At 69.9% G+C, this 18,427-nt stretch carries 17 protein-coding genes and 2 pseudogenes; 15 read left to right on the top strand and 4 right to left on the bottom strand.

Annotation, left to right across the window (positions count from 1 at the left end; all coding sequences use genetic code 11):
• Positions 1-14: 14 nt before the first annotated feature.
• Positions 15-1,130 carry a DUF3344 domain-containing protein gene (locus IEY89_RS34005; RefSeq protein ID WP_189151395.1) on the bottom strand — a complete coding sequence of 372 codons (1,116 nt, stop codon included), beginning with the start codon at positions 1,128-1,130 and terminating at the stop codon, positions 15-17.
• 338 nt (positions 1,131-1,468) lie between these two features.
• On the opposite strand from IEY89_RS34005, the gene IEY89_RS34000 reads away from it, so the two are divergent.
• The 7 genes from IEY89_RS34000 to IEY89_RS33970 all read left to right on the top strand — a co-directional run bounded on the left by IEY89_RS34000 (position 1,469) and on the right by IEY89_RS33970 (position 6,257).
• Entirely contained in the window at positions 1,469-1,708 is a 240-nt protein-coding gene (locus tag IEY89_RS34000) for a chaplin (protein WP_006382607.1), read from the top strand.
• A gap of 276 nt (positions 1,709-1,984) precedes the next feature.
• Complete coding sequence (locus IEY89_RS41085) at positions 1,985-2,917, top strand: hypothetical protein (protein WP_229695567.1); 933 nt, start codon at positions 1,985-1,987, stop codon at positions 2,915-2,917.
• A 240-nt stretch (positions 2,918-3,157) separates the two neighbouring features.
• Entirely contained in the window at positions 3,158-3,448 is a 291-nt protein-coding gene (locus tag IEY89_RS33990) for a hypothetical protein (RefSeq protein WP_189151394.1), read from the top strand.
• 152 nt (positions 3,449-3,600) lie between these two features.
• Positions 3,601-4,095 carry a DUF5949 family protein gene (locus tag IEY89_RS33985; RefSeq protein ID WP_189151393.1) on the top strand — a complete coding sequence of 165 codons (495 nt, stop codon included), beginning with the start codon at positions 3,601-3,603 and terminating at the stop codon, positions 4,093-4,095.
• A 205-nt stretch (positions 4,096-4,300) separates the two neighbouring features.
• Positions 4,301-4,810 carry a hypothetical protein gene (locus IEY89_RS33980; protein ID WP_189151392.1) on the top strand — a complete coding sequence of 170 codons (510 nt, stop codon included), beginning with the start codon at positions 4,301-4,303 and terminating at the stop codon, positions 4,808-4,810.
• Positions 4,811-4,999: 189 nt separating this feature from the next.
• The gene (locus IEY89_RS33975; protein WP_189151391.1) at positions 5,000-5,404 is read left to right on the top strand and encodes a tyrosinase family oxidase copper chaperone; all 405 of its coding nucleotides are present in this window, start codon (positions 5,000-5,002) and stop codon (positions 5,402-5,404) included.
• Positions 5,388-6,257 (top strand): tyrosinase family protein, encoded by an 870-nt coding sequence (locus IEY89_RS33970; protein ID WP_189151390.1) that lies wholly within the window; start codon positions 5,388-5,390, stop codon positions 6,255-6,257. Before IEY89_RS33975 ends, IEY89_RS33970 begins: the two co-directional genes overlap by 17 nt.
• 83 nt (positions 6,258-6,340) lie before the next feature.
• On the opposite strand, the gene IEY89_RS33965 is transcribed toward IEY89_RS33970, so the two are convergent.
• Positions 6,341-6,646, bottom strand: coding sequence for a chaplin (locus IEY89_RS33965; protein ID WP_189151389.1), 306 nt, complete (start codon positions 6,644-6,646; stop codon positions 6,341-6,343).
• 231 nt (positions 6,647-6,877) lie between these two features.
• Here IEY89_RS33965 and IEY89_RS33960 point away from each other — a divergent pair.
• From IEY89_RS33960 to IEY89_RS33935, 6 genes and pseudogenes are all read left to right on the top strand, one after another.
• A pseudogene (locus IEY89_RS33960) lies at positions 6,878-7,162 on the top strand (DUF2087 domain-containing protein); the annotation flags it as partial.
• A 350-nt stretch (positions 7,163-7,512) separates the two neighbouring features.
• A complete protein-coding gene (locus IEY89_RS33955; RefSeq protein ID WP_189151387.1) occupies positions 7,513-8,712 on the top strand; it encodes an ATP-binding protein in 1,200 nt (399 codons plus the stop codon).
• Positions 8,709-9,110: a roadblock/LC7 domain-containing protein gene (locus IEY89_RS33950; protein ID WP_189151386.1), complete on the top strand. Its 402-nt coding sequence runs from the start codon at positions 8,709-8,711 to the stop codon at positions 9,108-9,110. Before IEY89_RS33955 ends, IEY89_RS33950 begins: the two co-directional genes overlap by 4 nt.
• The gene (locus tag IEY89_RS33945) at positions 9,107-9,487 is read left to right on the top strand and encodes a DUF742 domain-containing protein (protein WP_189151385.1); all 381 of its coding nucleotides are present in this window, start codon (positions 9,107-9,109) and stop codon (positions 9,485-9,487) included. The genes IEY89_RS33950 and IEY89_RS33945 overlap by 4 nt, the downstream gene beginning before the upstream one ends.
• Entirely contained in the window at positions 9,462-10,052 is a 591-nt protein-coding gene (locus IEY89_RS33940; RefSeq protein ID WP_189151384.1) for a GTP-binding protein, read from the top strand. The genes IEY89_RS33945 and IEY89_RS33940 overlap by 26 nt, the downstream gene beginning before the upstream one ends.
• Before the next feature lie 215 nt (positions 10,053-10,267).
• Positions 10,268-11,581, top strand: a complete 1,314-nt coding sequence (locus IEY89_RS33935; RefSeq protein WP_189151435.1) for a cytochrome P450 family protein — start codon at positions 10,268-10,270, stop codon at positions 11,579-11,581.
• A 139-nt stretch (positions 11,582-11,720) separates the two neighbouring features.
• Here IEY89_RS33935 and IEY89_RS33930 read toward each other — a convergent pair whose 3' ends face one another.
• Together IEY89_RS33930 and IEY89_RS33925 are read right to left on the bottom strand one after the other, a co-directional pair.
• Positions 11,721-12,269, bottom strand: a complete 549-nt coding sequence (locus IEY89_RS33930; RefSeq protein WP_189151383.1) for a PadR family transcriptional regulator — start codon at positions 12,267-12,269, stop codon at positions 11,721-11,723.
• A gap of 249 nt (positions 12,270-12,518) precedes the next feature.
• Entirely contained in the window at positions 12,519-14,534 is a 2,016-nt protein-coding gene (locus tag IEY89_RS33925) for an NADPH-dependent 2,4-dienoyl-CoA reductase (RefSeq protein ID WP_189151382.1), read from the bottom strand.
• Between the two features lie 381 nt (positions 14,535-14,915).
• Here IEY89_RS33925 and icmF point away from each other — a divergent pair, with 381 nt between their 5' ends.
• Positions 14,916-18,143: a fused isobutyryl-CoA mutase/GTPase IcmF gene (gene icmF, locus IEY89_RS33920; RefSeq protein WP_189151434.1), complete on the top strand. Its 3,228-nt coding sequence runs from the start codon at positions 14,916-14,918 to the stop codon at positions 18,141-18,143.
• A gap of 156 nt (positions 18,144-18,299) precedes the next feature.
• Positions 18,300-18,427: pseudogene (locus IEY89_RS33915) on the top strand (S-(hydroxymethyl)mycothiol dehydrogenase); the annotation flags it as partial.

Here is an 18,427-nt window from a genome sequence, read left to right as displayed (position 1 = left end):
CGGACGCACCTCGGCTACTGCCGGGCGTCGACGGCCACGAAAAGTGCGCCGGCCCACGCCGCGTCCCGCTGGGAAACGAGCCGGAAGGCCAGCTGGTCACCGCCGCGCCGCAGCGCCGTACCCAGTTCGAACACGTCGGAGTCGTAGCCGAGGGTGTTCGCGTACGCCGGAACGCGCTCCGAGACAGCTCCGCCGATCGTGGAATTCAGCACGTCGTCGAGGGGATTGGCCGCGTCCCCGAGGGCGGTGGTGCGCCCTGCGGCGGACACCGTCAGGGAGTCGCCGGCGCTGCCGCGGTCCCCGTTGTAGGCGACCAGGCCCGCGCTCCCGTTCGCGCCCGCCGGGAACGCCAGTTCGGCCAATCGGACCAGGGTGCCGTCACCCGTCCGGCCCCCCAGCGCGTCGAACCCGTCCCACACGGCGAGGTGCCGCAACGGCTCCGCCGCCTTCTCGTACGCCACGACCAGCGTCCAGCCGCCCCACGCGCCGGCCGTCGACCTCCCCATCGCCACGTTGACCTGCGCGACCGTGTACAGCCCCGAACCGCTCGCCCGGACCAGCTTGGTGACATCGGCGGATGCCTGGAACGCGTCGGCGCCGTGCGCCACCCGGTGCCCGACGACCGAGTCCGCGAGCAGCTCCTTGTACTGGCCGCCGGGCTCGGCGATCAGCACCCGCCCGTTGTCCTTCGGCGGCTTCTGCTCCCCGACCCTGAGGTTGCCGCCCCAGTACAGCCGCGCGTACGAGACCCGGCCGCCCTGCGGCACCCGGACCTCCGCGCGGCTGGAGTTGTACGTGTTCGGGTCGCTGTCGACGTCGACGTAGAACATGTCCAGGTCGCCGTTGACCGCCGCCCTGGCGCCGCCCGCTCCCGGCACGAGGCGCTCGCCCCTGCGGATGCCCGCGCAGGTTCCGAGGGTCGCGCGGCAGCTGATGGACGCGTTGGCCGCGCGGACGATCCCGCCGTGCTGGAGCGCGCGGTACCGCTGGGCGAACGCGAGGCGCTCCGACTCCTTCACCTGGCCGGCCGGCGGCACGGCCGTCGCCGTACCTCCCGGAGTCCAGATCGCGGCGAGGGCAAAAGCGCCCACCATCGCACGGCGCAGCAGAAGACCGGGGGAATGAGGCATGACCGGCGTTGCCCTTTCGGGGAAATAGGTCGTGGACCGACGGACGGAAAATCTGGAGGTCACTTGTTTGCCGCAGGTGCTCCCGGTCTGTTTCACGCGACGGATTCGGGGTGGCGGTCGATCTCTTGGGCGGTACCGGGGCGGCTGGCAGAAGGTGAGTCACTCTAGCCGCTATGCGCATTTGTTGGTGATTCATGGTGACTGTGTCGTAATCGTGCAGCCGAGCGATTCGAGAGATCACCCCATTGGCGGCACAACCCGGGCGCGTGCCACGCGTTGACACAGCGCCGGGCATCCCCGCCCGACTGTTTGTGACAACTCCCAAGGAGCACTTCTCCATGTCGCGTATCGCGAAGGGCCTTGCCCTTTCCACCGTTGCCGTCGCCGCCGTGGCGGGTACCGCCGGTGTCGCCGCCGCCGACAGCGACGCGCACGGCGCCGCTGCCCACTCCCCGGGTGTCCTGTCGGGCAACGTCCTGCAGGTCCCGGTCCACGTTCCGGTCAACGTCTGCGGCAACACCGTCAACGTCATCGGTCTGCTGAACCCGGCGTTCGGCAACACCTGCGTCAACGACTGACGTAAGTCGGCGCGGACCCTTCTGCCGGCCGCTCTCCCTTCCAGGGAGGGCGGCCGGTTCGCGTTTTCGGTGTTTGCCCCGAATGGCGGGCGGCGCGGCCGACTCGCGGGGTGGGCCCCGATATATGCCCTCACCAGCGATGACGTACGGGACTCGGCGGACATCCCGTCGCTTTGTGTGGATGACCGGTTGCAGGTGGCAACGGTGGATCTGACGGTGGATCCGACAGCGGACACACCGTCCGGCACACCACCGCACCACCGAAAGGAAACCTCCATGCCTGCTCTGCCCGCACGGCGTATCGCGTCCACCGCACTCTGCGCCACCTTCCTGCTCGGAATAGGCGCACCGGCCGCCCTGGCGGCGGACGGCGACGCGGCCCGCGAGCGCGGCCACGTGGCTTCGCAGGCGCCCGTCCCCAACGCCGACGCGCTCCTCGCGCAGGTGAAGTCGCTGGGCGACCTGGGCGGCGTACTGAAACCCGTCACGGATCTCCTGGCCGCCGTGCTCAAGGCGGACAACGGCCAGCTGCCGCTGGACGAGGCGACGAAGCTGGGCGACGCCGTGAAGGCGGCCATCGCCGCGGCCACGGCGGCGGCCCCGGTCCCGGCCACTCCGCCGGTGTCCCTGCCTGCGACTCCGGAGGTCCCGGCGGCTCCGGCCCTGCCGGCGACCCCGGAGGTTCCGGCGACTCCGGTACTTCCGGAGGTTCCGGCGGCCCCGGCCTTGCCTGCGACCCCGGAGGTTCCGGCGACTCCGGCCCTGCCAGCGGCTCCGGAGGTCCCGGCCACTCTGCCGGTGGCCCTGCCGGCGACTCCGGCGACTCCGGCGGCTCCGGAGGTCCCGGCGCTGCCGGCGACCCCGGTTCTCCCGGTGGCGCCCGCCCTGCCGCCCGCGCCCGCTCTCCCGCTGAGCCTCAAGGACGCCAAGGCGGGCAAGGGGCCGCTCGACATCAAGGGGGACGCGCTCGCCGTGCTGCAGAAGTCGGTCGACACACTGCTCAAGGCGGTCACGTCCGGCGATGTCGCGAACGTCGTCCCCGCTGTCACCGGAGTGTTGACGAGTCTCGTCGGTTTCGTCGCCGCCACCCTGCTCGGCGGCGGGCTGCCGGCACCCGACCTGGCAGGCCTGCCGCCGCTGCCCAAGCTGCCGGTGGAGGTACCGCCGCTGCCGGTCCCGGTGCCGCCCCTGCCGCTGCCGGCCCGCTAGGGCAGGCTCCAGGGCGTCCTCCCGGCCGCCGTGCCGACCTACCCGGTCGGCACGGCGGCCGTTCTTCTGTCCGCGCGTCGATTTCGCTTGTGCGTCAATCCTTATGAGGCGCGTTCCGTGTTCCGGAATCATCGGCGCCGCAGAAATTTCTGCGTACGGGGTTTCCGCCGTGACCGGGGCTCGTTAGGCACGACGACAGAATTTCCTCTGGTGACATGAGTTGCCGAAGAAAGGAACACGATGAAGTCCCTGAAGGCTGCCGCTGTTGTTGCCGGGTCCCTGGTCATCGCCGGAGCTGCCGCGCCCGCGTTCGCCCACGACACCGCCGACCTCACGCCCACCAGCCTCAACGGCGCCGTCGACACGATCGCCAAGGGCCCCCTCGACGTGGAGCAGCTGCAGCCGCTGCAGCACCAGTCGAACGCGCTCGACACCGAGAACAAGGACTCGGTGCTCAACACGGTGAAGGGCGCGACGACCGCCCTCAACGCGAACGGCGGGCTGCTCGGCGGTCTTCCTCTCCAGGGCTGACACGGGTTTCGAAAGGACCGATTCCGCTCGGCGGAATCGGTCCTTCGCGTTGTTCGAGTCCGGTCCCTCTTTCGTGTGGATACCGGCGGGAAATCCCCCGGTCGAGTGAGAACGCGGCCGGGGGAGTCACATCCCGTCGATAAGGTTCCGCGGTGACCTCAACCTCAAGCGAAACGCGCCCTTTCCGCATCGCAGACCTGGGCACGCTCGTCGTGATGGCCTGGAGCGGTGAGGCCCCCGACGGCGACATGCCCTACCTCCTCGCCTACTCCCTCGGGGACGGCGAGGGCGGCCCGGAGGCCTCGGCCGTCGCCGTCGAGCAGCTCCTCGCCAACACCGGTCTGCCGGTCGGCGCCGACATCGTCGACGGCTCCACCCGCCCGAGCCTGCCGGTCAGCCTGCTCGTCGAGGCCGGGTCCGCCGTCGTCAACATGCCGCAGCTCAACGCCCAGTGCACCCCGCCCCCGGAGTGGCTCACCGCGGTCGCCGAACGGGGCTTCGCCTACCTGGTGTTCACCACCCGCGCCTGGCCCGAGGCCCAGCCCGGCAAGCCCGTCGAGCCGGAGGCGCTGGCCGCCTTCGCGGGCGCCGAGGAGACCCTGACGGCCGCGGCCCACGTCATCCTCCCGGCCCGCAACCTGCGCTGACGGCCGAGCGACAGCCGAAGGGCGAGCGGCGAAGTCCGGATGCCCGGGCGGGTGGGACGGTCGTCCGGGCCGGGCCGGGCCGCCCGCCCAGGCTGATCGGACGATTAATGCACCACACGGGGGAATCTTGAGCTGATGCGGTTCCCAGGATCGTTACGCGATACGGACGAATACCCCCCGATTCCTGAAAAGGACCGTACCTGTCATGAAGTCGACCACTCGAATCCTTGCCGCCGCCGTCCTCACCGGCGTGGCGGCGGCGGTCAGCTCCGCGGCCCCCGCCGTCGCGGCCGACACGGTCCCCGTACCCGTCCCGCTGGACGGCGTCGAGAAGTCCCTCAACCTGAGCCTGCCCAAGGTCGGCGGCGAACTGCCGCTGCTGACGCCGGGCGTGCCCGAGGGGCCGCGGTACGTCGAGGGGCGGATGATCCCGGACAGCGCGCTGCCGCAGGTGCCGATGGGCGCCGCGCTGCCCGGTCTGTCGGCCCAGACGCCGCTGCCGCAGGTGCTCGGGAAGGGCTTCGACGAGGCCGGCGCCAGCGTTCCCGCGGCGGACCTGCGGACCCTGACCCCCGGTCTGTCCGTGGACACCCCGATGACCGCGTCGAACCCCGACGTGTTCGGCCTGCCGACGCTCAAGGAGCCGCAGGCCGCCGTGCTCACGCCGCTGCTGCAGACGGCCCCCACGGGTGTCCTGGGACTCGGCTCGCTGTAGTCCGGGGCAGTCCCCGGCTCTGACGAACTGGACTCTCTGGGCCCGGGGTTGACACCCGGGCCCGGTCACCGGGCGGTCGCCGTTCCTGAACGAACCGAACGAGAAGATGGGGAGAGAGCGTTGTTCGTCAGCAGAGTGCCGCGGGGACCGGAAGGCCCCCGTGCCTGTTCCGGTACGCGGCGGGAAGCGATGCGTGCCCTGTGCGTGTCGGCCCTCGCCCTGGCCGTGGTCCCGGTCATCGCCGCCGCGTGGCCCCGACGGGACCAGGACGGCGACGAGGCGGCGTCGTTCGACGAGACGTACCGGGGCCGCCATCTGCGGGGTATGAAGTCCGGCGCCGAGCGTGCGGATCACCTCGACCACATGGCGCAGGCCCTGCGCCCGCCCGGCGGCGGCCGGTGGCACGTCACCGTCGACGGGCGGCCCCTGCATCTGATGCGGCGCGCGGACGGGACGTATCTGAGCATGGTCGACCACTACCGCTCGTACCCCACGGCCCTGGAGGCGGCCCGTGCCGCCGTCGACGAGCTGGGGCCGGGGCGGCGGTTGACGGTCGACGGCGTGGGAGAGGGCGGTCATGGCGTACACGCGTAAGGACGTCAGCACGCTGACGCGTTCCGAGCGGAGGCGGTTCGTCCGGGCGCTCCTGGAGGTCAAACGGCGGGGCGAGTACGACGAGTTCGTGCGCGTCCACATCGAGTACTACGTCTCCGACGGCGAGAAGGGGCTGCGTACGGCTCACATGGCGCCGTCCTTCCTCCCGTGGCACCGGCAGTTCCTGCTGGACCTGGAGCAGGCGTTGCAGCGGGTGGACCCGTCGGTGACGCTGCCGTACTGGGACTGGACCCGGGACCGTACGACGGCCGGCGTGCCCTGGCGCGAGGACCTGCTCGGGGGCACCGGGCGCTCCTTCGACCAGCGGGTCATGACCGGGCCCTTCGCCTACGACCACGGTGACTGGACCATCAAGGAGAGCGTCACCGACGGCGAGTTCCTCACCCGGGACCTCGGCCGCGCCCGCGAGCCGCTCACGCTGCCGACCCGGCGGGACCTGGACTCGGCCCTCGCCGATCCCGTCTACGACGTGTCGCCGTGGAACTCGACGTCCGCGAGGGGGTTCCGCAACCGGCTCGAAGGGTGGGGGAGCGGGCGGGGCCCCGGCTCGTGGCGCAACCACAACCGCGTCCATCGCTGGGTCGGCGGGCACATGGTCGGCGGAGCCTCCGTCAACGATCCCGTCTTCTGGCTGCACCACGCCTTCGTCGACCTGTGCTGGTCGCGCTGGCAGCGCCGGCACGGTACCGGTGCCCGCTATCTGCCCGACCGGCCGCCGCGGTTGGGCGACGCGCAGCGCGGCCGGGTCGTCGCCCGGCACGAGACGCTGCCGCCGTGGGACCTGACGCCGGACCAGCTGGAGGACCACAGCGCCGTCTACCGGTACGCGTAGGAGGTACGAGGTAAGAGGTACGGACATGGAAGAGCCCCGACGGTGGGACCGTCGGGGCTCTTCCGGTGCTTGCGTAGGGCGGGTCAGCTGCCGTAGCCGCTGGGGCCGTGGTTGCCGTTCTTGTCGTCGTTCTTCTTGTCGTCGTCGTTGCTGGCGTTGATGCAGGTATTGCCGAATGCCGGGTTCAGCAGACCGACGACGTTGACCGTGTTCCCGCACACGTTGACGGGCACGTGGACCGGGATCTGCAGGACGTTGCCGGACAGGACGCCGGGCGAGCCGACCGCCGCGGCGTGGGCATCCGCGTCAGCCGTGGCCATACCGGCACCGCCGAGCACCACGGCACCGGTGCCGAGCGCGGCGACGGCTGCCTTCGCGATGCGAGACATCACGTTCTCCTTTGGTTCGATGAGTGCGGACACTCGACTCGCGCCCGCACTTCCCCTACAACGCGCTCGCTCACGCCTGGTAACGGCGTTCGGCCGGGCGTCACCCTTTTCGAAGAGCGGGCAGGGGAAAGGTGACGGGAAAAGTGGTGGGACACCGCCCGCGCACGGGTTAGCCTCGCGGGCATGGCATCCGACCAAGCCGAGCAGAACGCGCGGCAGCAGACCGAGAACGTGTTGCGGACCTTCGTACGGGAGGACGGTCGACTCGTGCGGCTGCCCGCCCGCTGGAGCCGGAAGCTGATCGTGCTCCGGCACATCGCCGAGGAGACCTTCGAGCCCGGCGTCGAGTACGCGGAGCGGCTCGTCGACGAGCGGCTGCGGGTGTGGTGCGAGGGCGCGAGCCGTATCGACCATGTGACGCTGCGCCGGTATCTGGTGGACCTGAACCACCTGCGGCGCGGCGACGGCGTCTACTGGCGGCCCGACGAGGCCGATTTCGGCGCCCAGGCCGCCTGAGCCGTACGCACACACAGGCCCGCTCCCCTGTTCTCCGGGGAGCGGGCCTGTGTGTGCGTACGGACGGCGTCGAGCCTTAACTGTCGTGGGCCCGTTGGCGAATCCTGTGTGAAGGTCTCCAAGTAAGCCTAAGCGGAACCTTTTTGACGGTCCCTTGACTGATAAGATCATCCCACTTTCAGTAGGCTGAGGCGCCACGCGCACGGGGGACAGTCTCTAAGGGCCCCATCGCGAAGGAGTGGCTGAGTTGGTCCGCAGGTAAGGTACGCCACCGGGCGGGGCCCGAGTTCCGGGCCAGGACCCGTCGGACTGCAACTGCTCCTGTCGCAAGGCGACTTGAAGAGAGTCTCATGACGTCATTGATCCAGGATCCACTACTGTGGATCTTGCTCGTGGTCCTGGTCGCTGCGGTCGTCGCAGTGATGCGGGCCCGGAGAACCAACATGGCGCTCCGCAGGAAGAACAGCGACCTGCAGAGCGCCCGTGAAGCCGTACAGAGTGAACGCGACCGCCTCTATGCGGAATACGCCCAACTGAACGCACAGCACGCAGGCGAGCTGGCGGGGGTGCGCAAGGACGCGGAGGAGGACACCAAGGCCGTCCTGAAGTCCGCGATGCGGACGCTTCAGGTGCTCGCCGACGAACAGCAGCTCATCATCGAGAAGTCGCAGCGCCGCTACGGCGACGACGAACAGGTCCTCGGCGACCTGATGATGATCGACCACACCAACAGCCAGTTCGGCCGGCGTGCACAGGGCATCGCCGTGCTGTGCGGCGGCTGGCTCGGCCGGCGCGAGTCCACCGCCTCCGTGTACGACGTCGCCCGCAGCGCCCAGGGCCGCATCAAGCACTTCGACCGCGTCACCATCAACACCCAGGTGAACGTCACGGTGGCCAGCCGGGCCGTCGAGCCCATCGCGGTGGTCCTGGCCGAACTGCTGGCCAACGCCACCAACTACAGCGCGCCCGGCACCCGCGTCGACATCAACATCCAGGCCGTACCCACCGGTGTCTGCCTGATCGTCGACGACGCCGGCCTCGGCATGAACACGGAGGAGAAGGCGCGGGCCTCCGTTCTGCTCTCCCCCCAGGCACCGGTCGACATCACGAGCCTCGGCGACCCGCCGAAGTTCGGCTTCGCCGTGTCCGGGATGCTCGCCACCCGGTACGGCTTCAAGGTGTCGGTCGACTCGGTGTCACCCTACGGCGGCGTACGGGCGGTGATTCTCTTGCCGGAGAACCTGTTGACGACGGACGTTCCCGAGCCCGAGGGCGGGGCGGCCAAGGCCGAACCCCGGACCGAGGTTCCGGTCGCTCCGCAGCGGCTGACCCCGGTGGCCACGCCCGGTGGACCGCCGCGTCCGATCGGGACGACGGCCGGCGGACTGCCCAAGCGGCGGCGGCGCGGCAGCCCGGTGGCGGTGGTGCCACCACCGCCGGAGCCGGCGGAGCACAACAACGAGGTGACGGCCTCACGTATCGGTGCGTTCCAGCGCGGAACGCTGCTCGGGCGGGACACGACGACCATGGAAGGACCACAGGACCAGTGAATCCCGATCTGTCGTGGGTGCTGAACGACGTGCTGCAGGTGCGCGGCGCCCGTCACGCGATCCTCGTCTCGGCCGACGGCCTGCTGCTGGAGCGGTCCAGTGACATCGACCGCGACGCGGCGGAGACCAACGCCGCCGCGATGAGCTCGATGCAGTCCCTCAGCCGTGCCGTCGCCCCCTTTGTCGGCTCCGGACTCGGTCTGTGGAAGCAGACGCTGATCGAGTACGACGGCGGCTGGATCTTCCTCATAGCCGCGGGCAGCGGCGCCTACCTCGCCGTGTCGGCAGCGCTGGACGTCGACATGGAGGCCATGTCCTTCCGTATGCAGCAGCAGGTGGGGGCGCTCGGCAAGGCGATGACCACCCCGCCGCGTCAGAACGCCGGTGCCGACGCATGAACGCCCACGGCGAGGAAGCTCCGGTCACGGTCGCCGGCGACTTCGTCCGCTCGTACGTCATCACGGGCGGACGACGGCTGCCGACCGCCGACGACCTGTCCCTGCACACCCTGGTCACGCTGGCTCCCGACCGGGAGCTGCCGCTCGGCTCCAGCCCCGAGGTACGGGCCATCTGGGACCTGTGCGGTGGCGGCTACCTCTCGGTCGCGGAGGTCGCCGCGCACCTGTCGCTGCCGGTGGGGGTCGCCCGACTCCTGCTGACCGATTTATTCGAACAGGGTCATCTCCTGCGCCGTGCCGCGCCCCCACGCGCCCAGTCCGTCGACAGAGGAATCATCGAAAAGGTGCTGCATGGACTCGAATCGCTCTACGGCTGAGACGATCTACGTCTCAGACGCGGTCACCACCACCGCGAAGATCCTTGTCGTAGGGCACTTCGCCGTGGGCAAGACCACGTACATCGGCTCGCTGTCGGAGATCGCCCCGCTGCGCACCGAGGAGAAGATGACCGAGGCGTCCGCCCACGTGGACGACCTGAAGGGCGCGCCGGACAAGGTGACGACAACGGTCGCGCTGGACTTCGGCCGGCTCACGCTGAGCGACGAACTGGTGCTGTACCTGTTCGGTACGCCCGGTCAGCAGCGCTTCATGCAGCTGTGGGAGGACATGGCCCGCGGCGCACTCGGAGCACTGCTCCTGGTCGACCCGTCCCGGCTGGCTGAAACGTTTCCGGTGATCGACCTGGTCGAGAAGTACGGCCTGGAGTACGCCATCGCCGTCAACACCTTCGACGCTACGGCCGAGTTCGACGAGGACGAGATCCGCGAGGCCCTCGACCTGCTGCCCGACACCCCGGTCGTCTACTGCGACGCCCGGGACCAGACGTCCTCGGCGAGGGCCCTGATCGCCCTCGTCCAGCACCTGCTCACCCGCGCGGCCTGAGCCCCGGTCCCTCCCTGCCGGGCCCCTCCCCGCACCGGGGGTCCGGACCGGGGGTCCGGTCAGGGGTCCGGACCATCCCGGCCGTCCCGGACACCGCCGCGCACAAGGTTTTTCCTCACCCCCGTCCCCCGCCCCGACGCGCGGGGAATCCTAAGGAACCTTCAATGGACACACAGCACGCGGGTGCCACGCCGAGCGCGCCCGCCAGATGCCCCATGCACGGCGCCGACTTCGCCGCCGAACCGCACCGCGCCTACGACCAGATGCGCGCCTACGGCCCGGCGGCACCCGTCGAGCTCGCCCCCGGGGTGGACGCCACGCTCGTCGTCCAGCACGAGATGGCCCTCAGGGTGCTCCAGAACACCACCCTGTTCTCCCGTGACTCGCGCCGCTGGGCCGCCCTCAACGAGGGCCGCATCTCCCTCGACAGCCCGGTCCTGCCGATGATGGCCTACCAGCCCAACGTCCTGTTCACCGACGGGGCCGTGCACCTGCGGCTGCGCAAGGCCGTCACCGAGAGCCTGGCCAAGCTGAGCATCAGCCGGATCCGCCGGGACGTGGAGCCGATCGCCGACTACCTGATCGACCAGTTCAGTGAGCGGGGCCGCGCCGACCTCCTCAACGACTTCGCCAAGCTGGTGCCGCTGCTTCTGTTCAACAAGATCTTCGGCTGCCCGGCCGACATCGGCGACCGCCTCACCACCGGTATGGCCGCCATGTTCGACGGCGAGGACGCCCAGAAGGGCCTTGAGGAGGTGGCAGGTTCCCTTCTGGAACTGATCACGCTCAAGCGCCGTGAGCCGGGCGACGACGTGACGTCCTGGCTCATCCAGCACCCGGCGGGCCTCAGCGACGACGAACTCCGGTACCAGCTGATCGTGTTGATGGGCGCGGGACTCGAACCCGAGCGCAACCTCATAGCCAGCTCCCTGCTCCTGCTGCTGACCGACGGCCCGTCCGGGCGCGGCAGCGGCATGCTGGTCGAGGAAGCCATCGAGCATGTGCTGTGGAACAACCCGCCCATCGCCAACTACGCGACGCACTACCCGTTGCAGGACGTCGACCTCGGCGGTGTACCGGTCGACGCGAACAGCCCGGTCGTCGTCAGCTTCGCCGCCGCCAACAGCGACCCGGCCCTCAACGAGGCCCGGCAGCTGGCCAGTAAGGGCGCGCATCTCGCGTTCGGCGCGGGCCCGCACGCCTGTCCCGCCAAGGACCCGGCCCAGGTCATCGCGCTCACGGCGATCGAGAGGATCCTCAACGCGCTGCCCGACCTGACCCTCGCGGTCCCGCAGGACAGCCTGATGTGGCGTCCCGGCCCCTTCCACCGCGCCCTGGTGGCGCTGCCGGTGCGGTTCGGTCCGACGCCGGCCACCCGGATGACGACGGCCCTGCGCAACCTGACGCCAGCGGCGGCGGCCGAGCCGGTGCCTCGTCCGGCGCCGCAGCAGACCCCCGCCCCGGCGGGCCGTCAGGAACAGCGCAAGAAGGGGTTCTGGAGTTCGTTCCTCGATGTCTTCCGGCTCTGACGGTCAACTGCCCACCCACTTAAGTCGGTTGCAACGGCTGAACCGGCTGAACCGGCTGAACCGGTCGCGCTGGTTGCGTCGATCGAGTCGACCGGCAGGAGCGTCCTGTGTCCGAGGCCCGTTCTCGGGGACGGGGCGCTCACCGGTTTTCGCCGGGCAGCTCCGTGAACTCCGCCAGGGCGTGCGTGAGCCACTGGGTCCAGAAGGTCTCCAGGTCGATGCCCGCGCGCAGGACCAGGTGCTGGAGGCGGCCCTGGGGGCTGGCCGCACCGGGCGGGAAGTCCCGCTCCTCGATGTCCTGGTACTCGGCCAACTGCTGCTGGTGCAGCGCCAGATGGCGGCGCAGGTCGGCCTCGATGCCTTCGGTGCCGACGACCGCCGAGGCGCGCAGTCGCAGCAGCATCGTGTCGCGGTAGGGCTTGGGGTCCTGGGACGAGGCGGTCCAGCGGGCCAGCTCGGCGCGGCCCGCGGGCAGGACCTCGTAGCTCTTCTTCTGACCGCGGGTCGGCTGCTCGGCGGGCAGGGCGCGGATGTGCCCCTCGGCCTCCAGTTTTCCCAGCTCGCGATAGATCTGCTGATGCGTGGCCGACCAGAAGTAGCCGATCGACTTGTCGAACCGCCGGGTCAACTCCAGCCCCGAGGACGGCTTTTCGAGCAGGGCGGTGAGGATCGCGTGCGGGAGGGACATGGCTCAGTCCTAGGGTCTGTCGTTCGGATCACGCTGACTTCGGGTTGCGGTGCTGTTGTCCGCCGGTGAGCGGGGTGTGGTGCGTGCGGCTGCATGGCGGAGGAGGGCGTCGACACGATGGGGTCCCCCCTCCGGGGGAGTGCGCACCACACCCCGCGGCCCAGGCGTGATCCAAACGACAGGCCCTAGGGATCGGCGACGCTGGGGTTGGCCGGCCTGCGCTCGGGTGATCGGGTGCTCGTACGGCCGTCAGAGTGCCGCGGCGAGCTCGGTGCCCTGCTTGATGGCGCGTTTGGCGTCCAGTTCGGCGGCCACGTCGGCACCGCCGATCAGGTGCACGCTGCGGCCGGCGGCGAGCAGCTCGTCGTACAGGTCGCGGCGCGGGTCCTGGCCGGTGCACAGGACGACGGTGTCGACCGGCAGGACGGTGGAGGTGCCGTCGACGGTGATGTGCAGACCGGCGTCGTCGATCCGGTCGTACCGCACGCCCGGGACCATGGTGACGCCACGGTGCTTGAGTTCGGTGCGGTGGATCCAGCCGGTGGTCTTGCCGAGCCCGGCGCCGACCTTGGACGCCTTGCGCTGGAGCAGGTGGACGCTGCGGGGAGGGGCGGGGCGTTCGGGTGCGGCCAGTCCGCCCGGGGCGCGGTAGTCCATGTCGACGCCCCAGGCGCGGAAGTACGCCGCCGGGTCCTCGCTCGTCTTGTCGCCGCCGTCGGTGAGGTACTCGGCGACGTCGAAGCCGATGCCGCCCGCGCCGAGGATCGCGACGCGGTCGCCGACTGGCGCGTTGTCGCGCAGCACGTCGAGGTAACTGAGGACGCTCGGGTGGTCGACGCCGGGGATGTCGGGGGTACGAGGGGTCACGCCGGTGGCGACGACGATCTCGTCGTACGTGGTCAGACTGCCTTCGTTCACAGGGGTGTTGAGGCGTACGTCCACGCCGTGGGCGTCGAGCTGGTGGCGGAAGTAGCGCAGGGTCTCGTCGAACTCCTGCTTGCCGGGGACCTTGCGGGCGACGTTCAGCTGGCCGCCGATCTCCGGGGCGGCGTCGAAGAGGGTGACCTGGTGGCCGCGTTCGGCGGCGGAGACGGCGCAGGCGAGTCCGGCGGGGCCGGCGCCGACGACGGCAACTCGCTTGCGCAGCTTGGTCGGTGAGAGGACGAGCTCCGTCTCGTGACAGGCGCGCGGGTTGACCAGGCAGGAGGTGATCTTGCCGCTGAAGGTGTGGTCCAGGCAGGCCTGGTTGCAGCCGATGCAGGTGTTGATGGCTTCGGGGCGCCCCTCGCTCGCCTTGTTGACGAAGTCGGGGTCGGCGAGCATCGGGCGGGCCATCGACACCATGTCCGCGCACCCGTCGGCGAGCAACTCCTCGGCGACTTCGGGGGTGTTGATGCGGTTGGTGGTCACCAGGGGAATGCCGACCTCGCCCATCAGCCTCTTCGTCACCCAGGTGTACGCGCCGCGCGGCACCGAGGTGGCGATGGTGGGGATCCGGGCCTCGTGCCAGCCGATGCCGGTGTTGATGATGGTCGCGCCGGCCGCCTCGACGGCCCGGGCGAGGGTGATCACCTCGTCGAGCGTGGAGCCGCCCGGTACCAGGTCCAGCATCGACAGGCGGTAGATGACGATGAAGTCCTCGCCGACCGCCTCGCGCACCCGCCGCACGATCTCGAGGGGGAAGCGGGTGCGGTTCTCGTAGGAGCCGCCCCAGCGGTCGGTGCGGTGGTTGGTCTGCGTGGCGATGAACTCGTTGATCAGATAGCCCTCGGAGCCCATGATCTCGACGCCGTCGTAGCCGGCCCGGCGGGCGAGGAGGGCGGTGTGGGCGTAGTCGTCGATGGTCTGTTCGATCTCGGCGTCGGTGAGCTCGTGCGGGGGGAAGGGGCTGATGGGGGCCTGGAGGGGGCTCGGTGCGACCAGGTCCCGGTGGTAGGCGTAGCGGCCGAAGTGCAGGATCTGCATCGCGATCCTGCCGCCCTCGCGGTGTACGGCGTCGGTGATCGTCCGGTGCTGGTCGGCTTCCGCGTCGGTGGTGAGCTTGGCGCCGCCCTCGCCCGGGCGGCCGGCGTCGTTGGGGGCGATGCCGCCGGTGACGATGAGGCCGACGCCGCCGCGGGCGCGGGCCGCGTAGAACTCCGCCATGCGCTCGAAGCCGTGTTCGGCTTCTTCCAGGCCCACGTGCATGGAGCCCATGAGGACGCGGTTGGGGAGGGTGGTGAAGCCCAGGTTCAGGGGGGTCAGCAGGTGGGGGTATCGGCTCATGGGGGCGGGCCTCCGAGGGCGGGGCGGGGCGGGCTGGGTCTGTCCTGCCTTTGTAGAGGACGGGGGAGGGGTTGTGCAACTAGTTGCATAATGGCGTGCGGCACATTGTGGGTGGGGGGTGTTTCTTCGCCCCCGCCGCCCCTGCCCGTCCCATCCCGTTCCTGAGGGCTGGCGCCCCCGGACCCCCGCTGTCGGCCTGAACGGCCTCGTCCTCAAACGTCGACGGGCTGGAAATGCGGGCCTGGTCCTCAAGCGCAGGGAGGGCTGGCGAGACGCGTCACTCCCGCCATTTACTTGGACGTCCTAGTATCCTGGTTACTAGGACGTCCAACTAAATTCATGTCGCGCTCCCGGGCGCGTTTTGGGAAGGCCCCCATGACCATGAACGATCTCCACCGACCTGTGCACCCCGTCCGGCTGGTCACCGCCTCGGCGCTGTTCGACGGGCATGACGCCTCGATCAACATCATGCGGCGGATCTTCCAGTCCCAGGGTGCCGAGGTGATCCACCTGGGGCACAACCGGTCGGTGCGGGAGGTCGTGGACGCGGCGCTGGAGGAGGACGCGCACGGGGTGGCCGTCTCGTCGTACCAGGGCGGGCATGTGGAGTACTTCGAGTATCTCGTCGAGTCGCTGCGCGGGCAGGGGGCCGAGCACATCCAGGTGGTCGGGGGCGGCGGTGGCGTCATCGTGCCCGAGGAGATCACCCGGCTGCGCCGCAGCGGCGTGACCATCTTCTCGCCCGAGGACGGACAGCGGATGGGCCTCGCCGGGATGGTCAACTCGGTCGTCAAGGACTGCGACTTCGACCTCTGGGAGAGCAGGTCGGTCGATGCCGCCGCCGTTCTGACCGGCGACCGCTTCGCCATCGCCCGCGCGATCACCGGTGCGGAACTGGGCAAGCTGCCCCCGGAGCTGCTGGAGCAGGTGCGTGCCGCTGCCGCGGCGCGGGTCACGCCCGTCCTCGGTATCACCGGTACCGGCGGCTCCGGGAAGTCGTCGCTCACGGATGAGCTGGTACGGCGGTTCCGGGTCGACCAGCAGGACAAGCTGCGGATCGCGGTGATCGCCGTCGACCCCACCCGACGTCGGGGCGGCGGGGCGCTGCTCGGCGACCGCATCCGGATGAACTCCCTGGACGGCGGCCGGGTCTTCTTCCGGAGCCTGGCCACCCGCGGCAGCCGTGAGCTGCCCGAGCACCTGTCCGACGTGATCGACGTGGTCAAGGCCGCAGGCTTCGACCTGGTGATCGTGGAGACACCGGGCATCGGCCAGGGCGACGCGGCGATCGTGCCGTACGTCGACACGTCGATGTACGTGATGACGCCGGAGTTCGGTGCCGCCTCGCAGCTGGAGAAGATCGACATGCTCGACTTCGCCGACGTCGTGGCGATCAACAAGTTCGAGCGGCGCGGCGCCAAGGACGCGATGCGTGACGTGGGCCGCCAACTGGTCCGCAACCGCGAGGCGTTCGGCAAGAAGCCGGAGGACATGCCGGTGTACGGCACCTCGGCGGCCACGTTCAACGACGACGGCGTCACCGCGCTCTACCAGCACCTGAGGGCCGGTCTGGCCGAGCGAGGGCTGCCGCTGGTCGAAGGCACCCTCGCGCCGGTCGCCGTACGGCACTCCTCCGGCATCCGGCGGGTGGTGCCCGCCGAGCGGGTGCGCTACCTCGCCGAGATCACGGAGGCGGTCCGCGCGTACCACGACCGGACCGAGGCGCTGGCCGATACGGCTCGGCGAGTGCAGCGGCTGGATGCCGTCAGGGGCGAGCTCGTCGAGGCCGGGGCCGATGCGGCGAACGTGGAGTCGTTGCTCGCCGACGCCCGCCGGGACCTCCCGCACGAGATCGGGGACCAGATCGTCAACTGGCCCGCGGTCGTGGCGTCGTACTCCGGTGACGAGCAGGTGGTGAAGGTACGGGACCGGGAGATCCGCACGAAGCTGAACCGCGAGTCCCTGTCGGGGAACAGGATTCCGCGCGTCGCGTTGCCCGCGTTCACCGACCACGGCGAGCTGGTGCGGTTCTGGCGCCGGGAGAACCTGCCCGGCCTCTTCCCGTTCACCGCCGGGGTGTTCCCCTTCAAGCGCGACGGTGAGGACCCGGCGCGGATGTTCGCCGGAGAGGGCGACCCCTTCCGTACCAACCGGCGCTTCAAGCTGCTCTCCGAGGGCCAGCCGGCCACCCGGCTGTCCACCGCCTTCGACTCCGTCACCCTCTACGGCCGTGACCCCGACGAACGCCCCGACATCTACGGCAAGGTCGGCACGTCCGGCGTCTCGGTGGCCACCCTCGATGACATGAAGGCGCTCTACGACGGGTTCGACCTCGTCGCGCCGACGACCTCGGTGTCGATGACGATCAACGGCCCGGCGCCGACCGTACTGGCCTTCTTCCTCAACACCGTCATCGATCAGCAGGTGGAGAAGTTCCGGGCGGCGGAAGGGCGGGACCCCTCGCCCGAGGAGGCCGCCGAGCTGCGGGCATACGCGCTCGCGAACGTGCGCGGCACCGTGCAGGCCGACATCCTCAAGGAGGACCAGGGGCAGAACACCTGCCTGTTCTCCACCGAGTTCAGCCTGCGGATGATGGCCGACATCCAGGAGTGGTTCATCGAGCAGAAGGTCCGCAACTTCTACTCGGTGTCCATCTCCGGCTACCACATCGCCGAGGCCGGGGCGAACCCGATCAGCCAGCTGGCCTTCACCCTGGCCAACGGATTCACCTATGTCGAGGCCTACTTGGCACGCGGTATGCGCATCGACGACTTCGCGCCCAACCTGTCGTTCTTCTTCTCCAACGGCATGGACCCCGAGTACTCCGTGCTGGGCCGGGTCGCCCGCCGGATCTGGGCCGTGGCGATGAAGGAGCGGTACGGGGCAGGGGACCGCAGCCAGAAGCTGAAGTACCACGTGCAGACCTCCGGGCGGTCCCTGCACGCCCAGGAGATGGACTTCAACGACATCCGCACCACCCTGCAGGGCCTGATCGCCATCTACGACAACGCCAACTCCCTGCACACCAACGCCTACGACGAGGCCGTCACGACCCCGTCCGAGGAGTCGGTGCGGCGGGCGCTGGCCATCCAGCTCATCATCAACCGTGAGTGGGGACTCGCGATGAACGAGAACCCGCTCCAGGGGTCGTTCATCATCGATCGGCTCACCGACCTGGTCGAGGAGGCTGTGCTCGCCGAGTTCGACCGGATCAACGAGCGTGGTGGCGTACTCGGCGCGATGGAGACCGGCTACCAGCGTGGGCGCATCCAGGACGAGTCGATGCTGTACGAGCAGCGCAAGCACGACGGCACGCTGCCCATCATCGGCGTCAACACCTTCCGACGGCCCGGCGGTGAGGGAGCGCCCCACGAGGTCGAGCTCGCCCGTGCCACGGAGACGGAGAAGGAGTCCCAGCTCGCGCGCGTCCGCGACTTCCGGAACACGCACGGAACGGAGGCCACGCAGGCACTCGCCCATCTGAAGGAGGCCGCCGTGGGCGGCGACAACGCCTTCGAGGCCCTGATGGCGGCAGCCAGGGTGTGCACCCTGCGCCAGGTCACCGAGGCGTTCTTCGAGATCGGGGGGCAGTACCGGAGGAACGTCTGACTCCTTCGACTCCTTTCCTTCGGCTCCTTGACCGGCGCTCGGCGCTCCATGATGCTGTGTTGCGGCACATGAGATGTGTGCCGTAATAAGAAACATCCAGGCTCGCATCAGCCGAGTTACGTACCAGCCGAGTTTCGTACCAGCCGAGGAGTGGCCATGACTCACCAGGTCCGTGCTGTCGTCGCGCGGGGCAAGGGCGCCCCCGTCAGCCTGGAGACGATCATCGTGCCGGACCCCGGGCCGGGCGAGGCGCTGGTGCGGATCCAGGCCTGCGGGGTGTGCCA

It is taken from the genome of Streptomyces lacrimifluminis (genome assembly GCF_014646095.1).
GTDB classification, from domain to species: Bacteria; Actinomycetota; Actinomycetes; order Streptomycetales; family Streptomycetaceae; genus Streptomyces; species Streptomyces lacrimifluminis.
This window is presented reverse-complemented; position numbering and strand designations above follow the sequence as displayed.

Coding starts and splice junctions, on each gene's coding strand:
- IEY89_RS34005 (WP_189151395.1), bottom strand. CDS start 1,130: ATGCCTCATTCCCCCGGTCTTCTGCTGCGCCGTGCGATGGTGGGCGCT.
- IEY89_RS34000 (WP_006382607.1), top strand. CDS start 1,469: ATGTCGCGTATCGCGAAGGGCCTTGCCCTTTCCACCGTTGCCGTCGCC.
- IEY89_RS41085 (WP_229695567.1), top strand. CDS start 1,985: ATGCCTGCTCTGCCCGCACGGCGTATCGCGTCCACCGCACTCTGCGCC.
- IEY89_RS33990 (WP_189151394.1), top strand. CDS start 3,158: ATGAAGTCCCTGAAGGCTGCCGCTGTTGTTGCCGGGTCCCTGGTCATC.
- IEY89_RS33980 (WP_189151392.1), top strand. CDS start 4,301: ATGAAGTCGACCACTCGAATCCTTGCCGCCGCCGTCCTCACCGGCGTG.
- IEY89_RS33975 (WP_189151391.1), top strand. CDS start 5,000: ATGCGTGCCCTGTGCGTGTCGGCCCTCGCCCTGGCCGTGGTCCCGGTC.
- IEY89_RS33970 (WP_189151390.1), top strand. CDS start 5,388: ATGGCGTACACGCGTAAGGACGTCAGCACGCTGACGCGTTCCGAGCGG.
- IEY89_RS33965 (WP_189151389.1), bottom strand. CDS start 6,646: ATGTCTCGCATCGCGAAGGCAGCCGTCGCCGCGCTCGGCACCGGTGCC.
- IEY89_RS33955 (WP_189151387.1), top strand. CDS start 7,513: ATGACGTCATTGATCCAGGATCCACTACTGTGGATCTTGCTCGTGGTC.
- IEY89_RS33945 (WP_189151385.1), top strand. CDS start 9,107: ATGAACGCCCACGGCGAGGAAGCTCCGGTCACGGTCGCCGGCGACTTC.
- IEY89_RS33940 (WP_189151384.1), top strand. CDS start 9,462: ATGGACTCGAATCGCTCTACGGCTGAGACGATCTACGTCTCAGACGCG.
- IEY89_RS33935 (WP_189151435.1), top strand. CDS start 10,268: ATGCACGGCGCCGACTTCGCCGCCGAACCGCACCGCGCCTACGACCAG.
- IEY89_RS33930 (WP_189151383.1), bottom strand. CDS start 12,269: ATGTCCCTCCCGCACGCGATCCTCACCGCCCTGCTCGAAAAGCCGTCC.
- IEY89_RS33925 (WP_189151382.1), bottom strand. CDS start 14,534: ATGAGCCGATACCCCCACCTGCTGACCCCCCTGAACCTGGGCTTCACC.
- icmF (WP_189151434.1), top strand. CDS start 14,916: ATGAACGATCTCCACCGACCTGTGCACCCCGTCCGGCTGGTCACCGCC.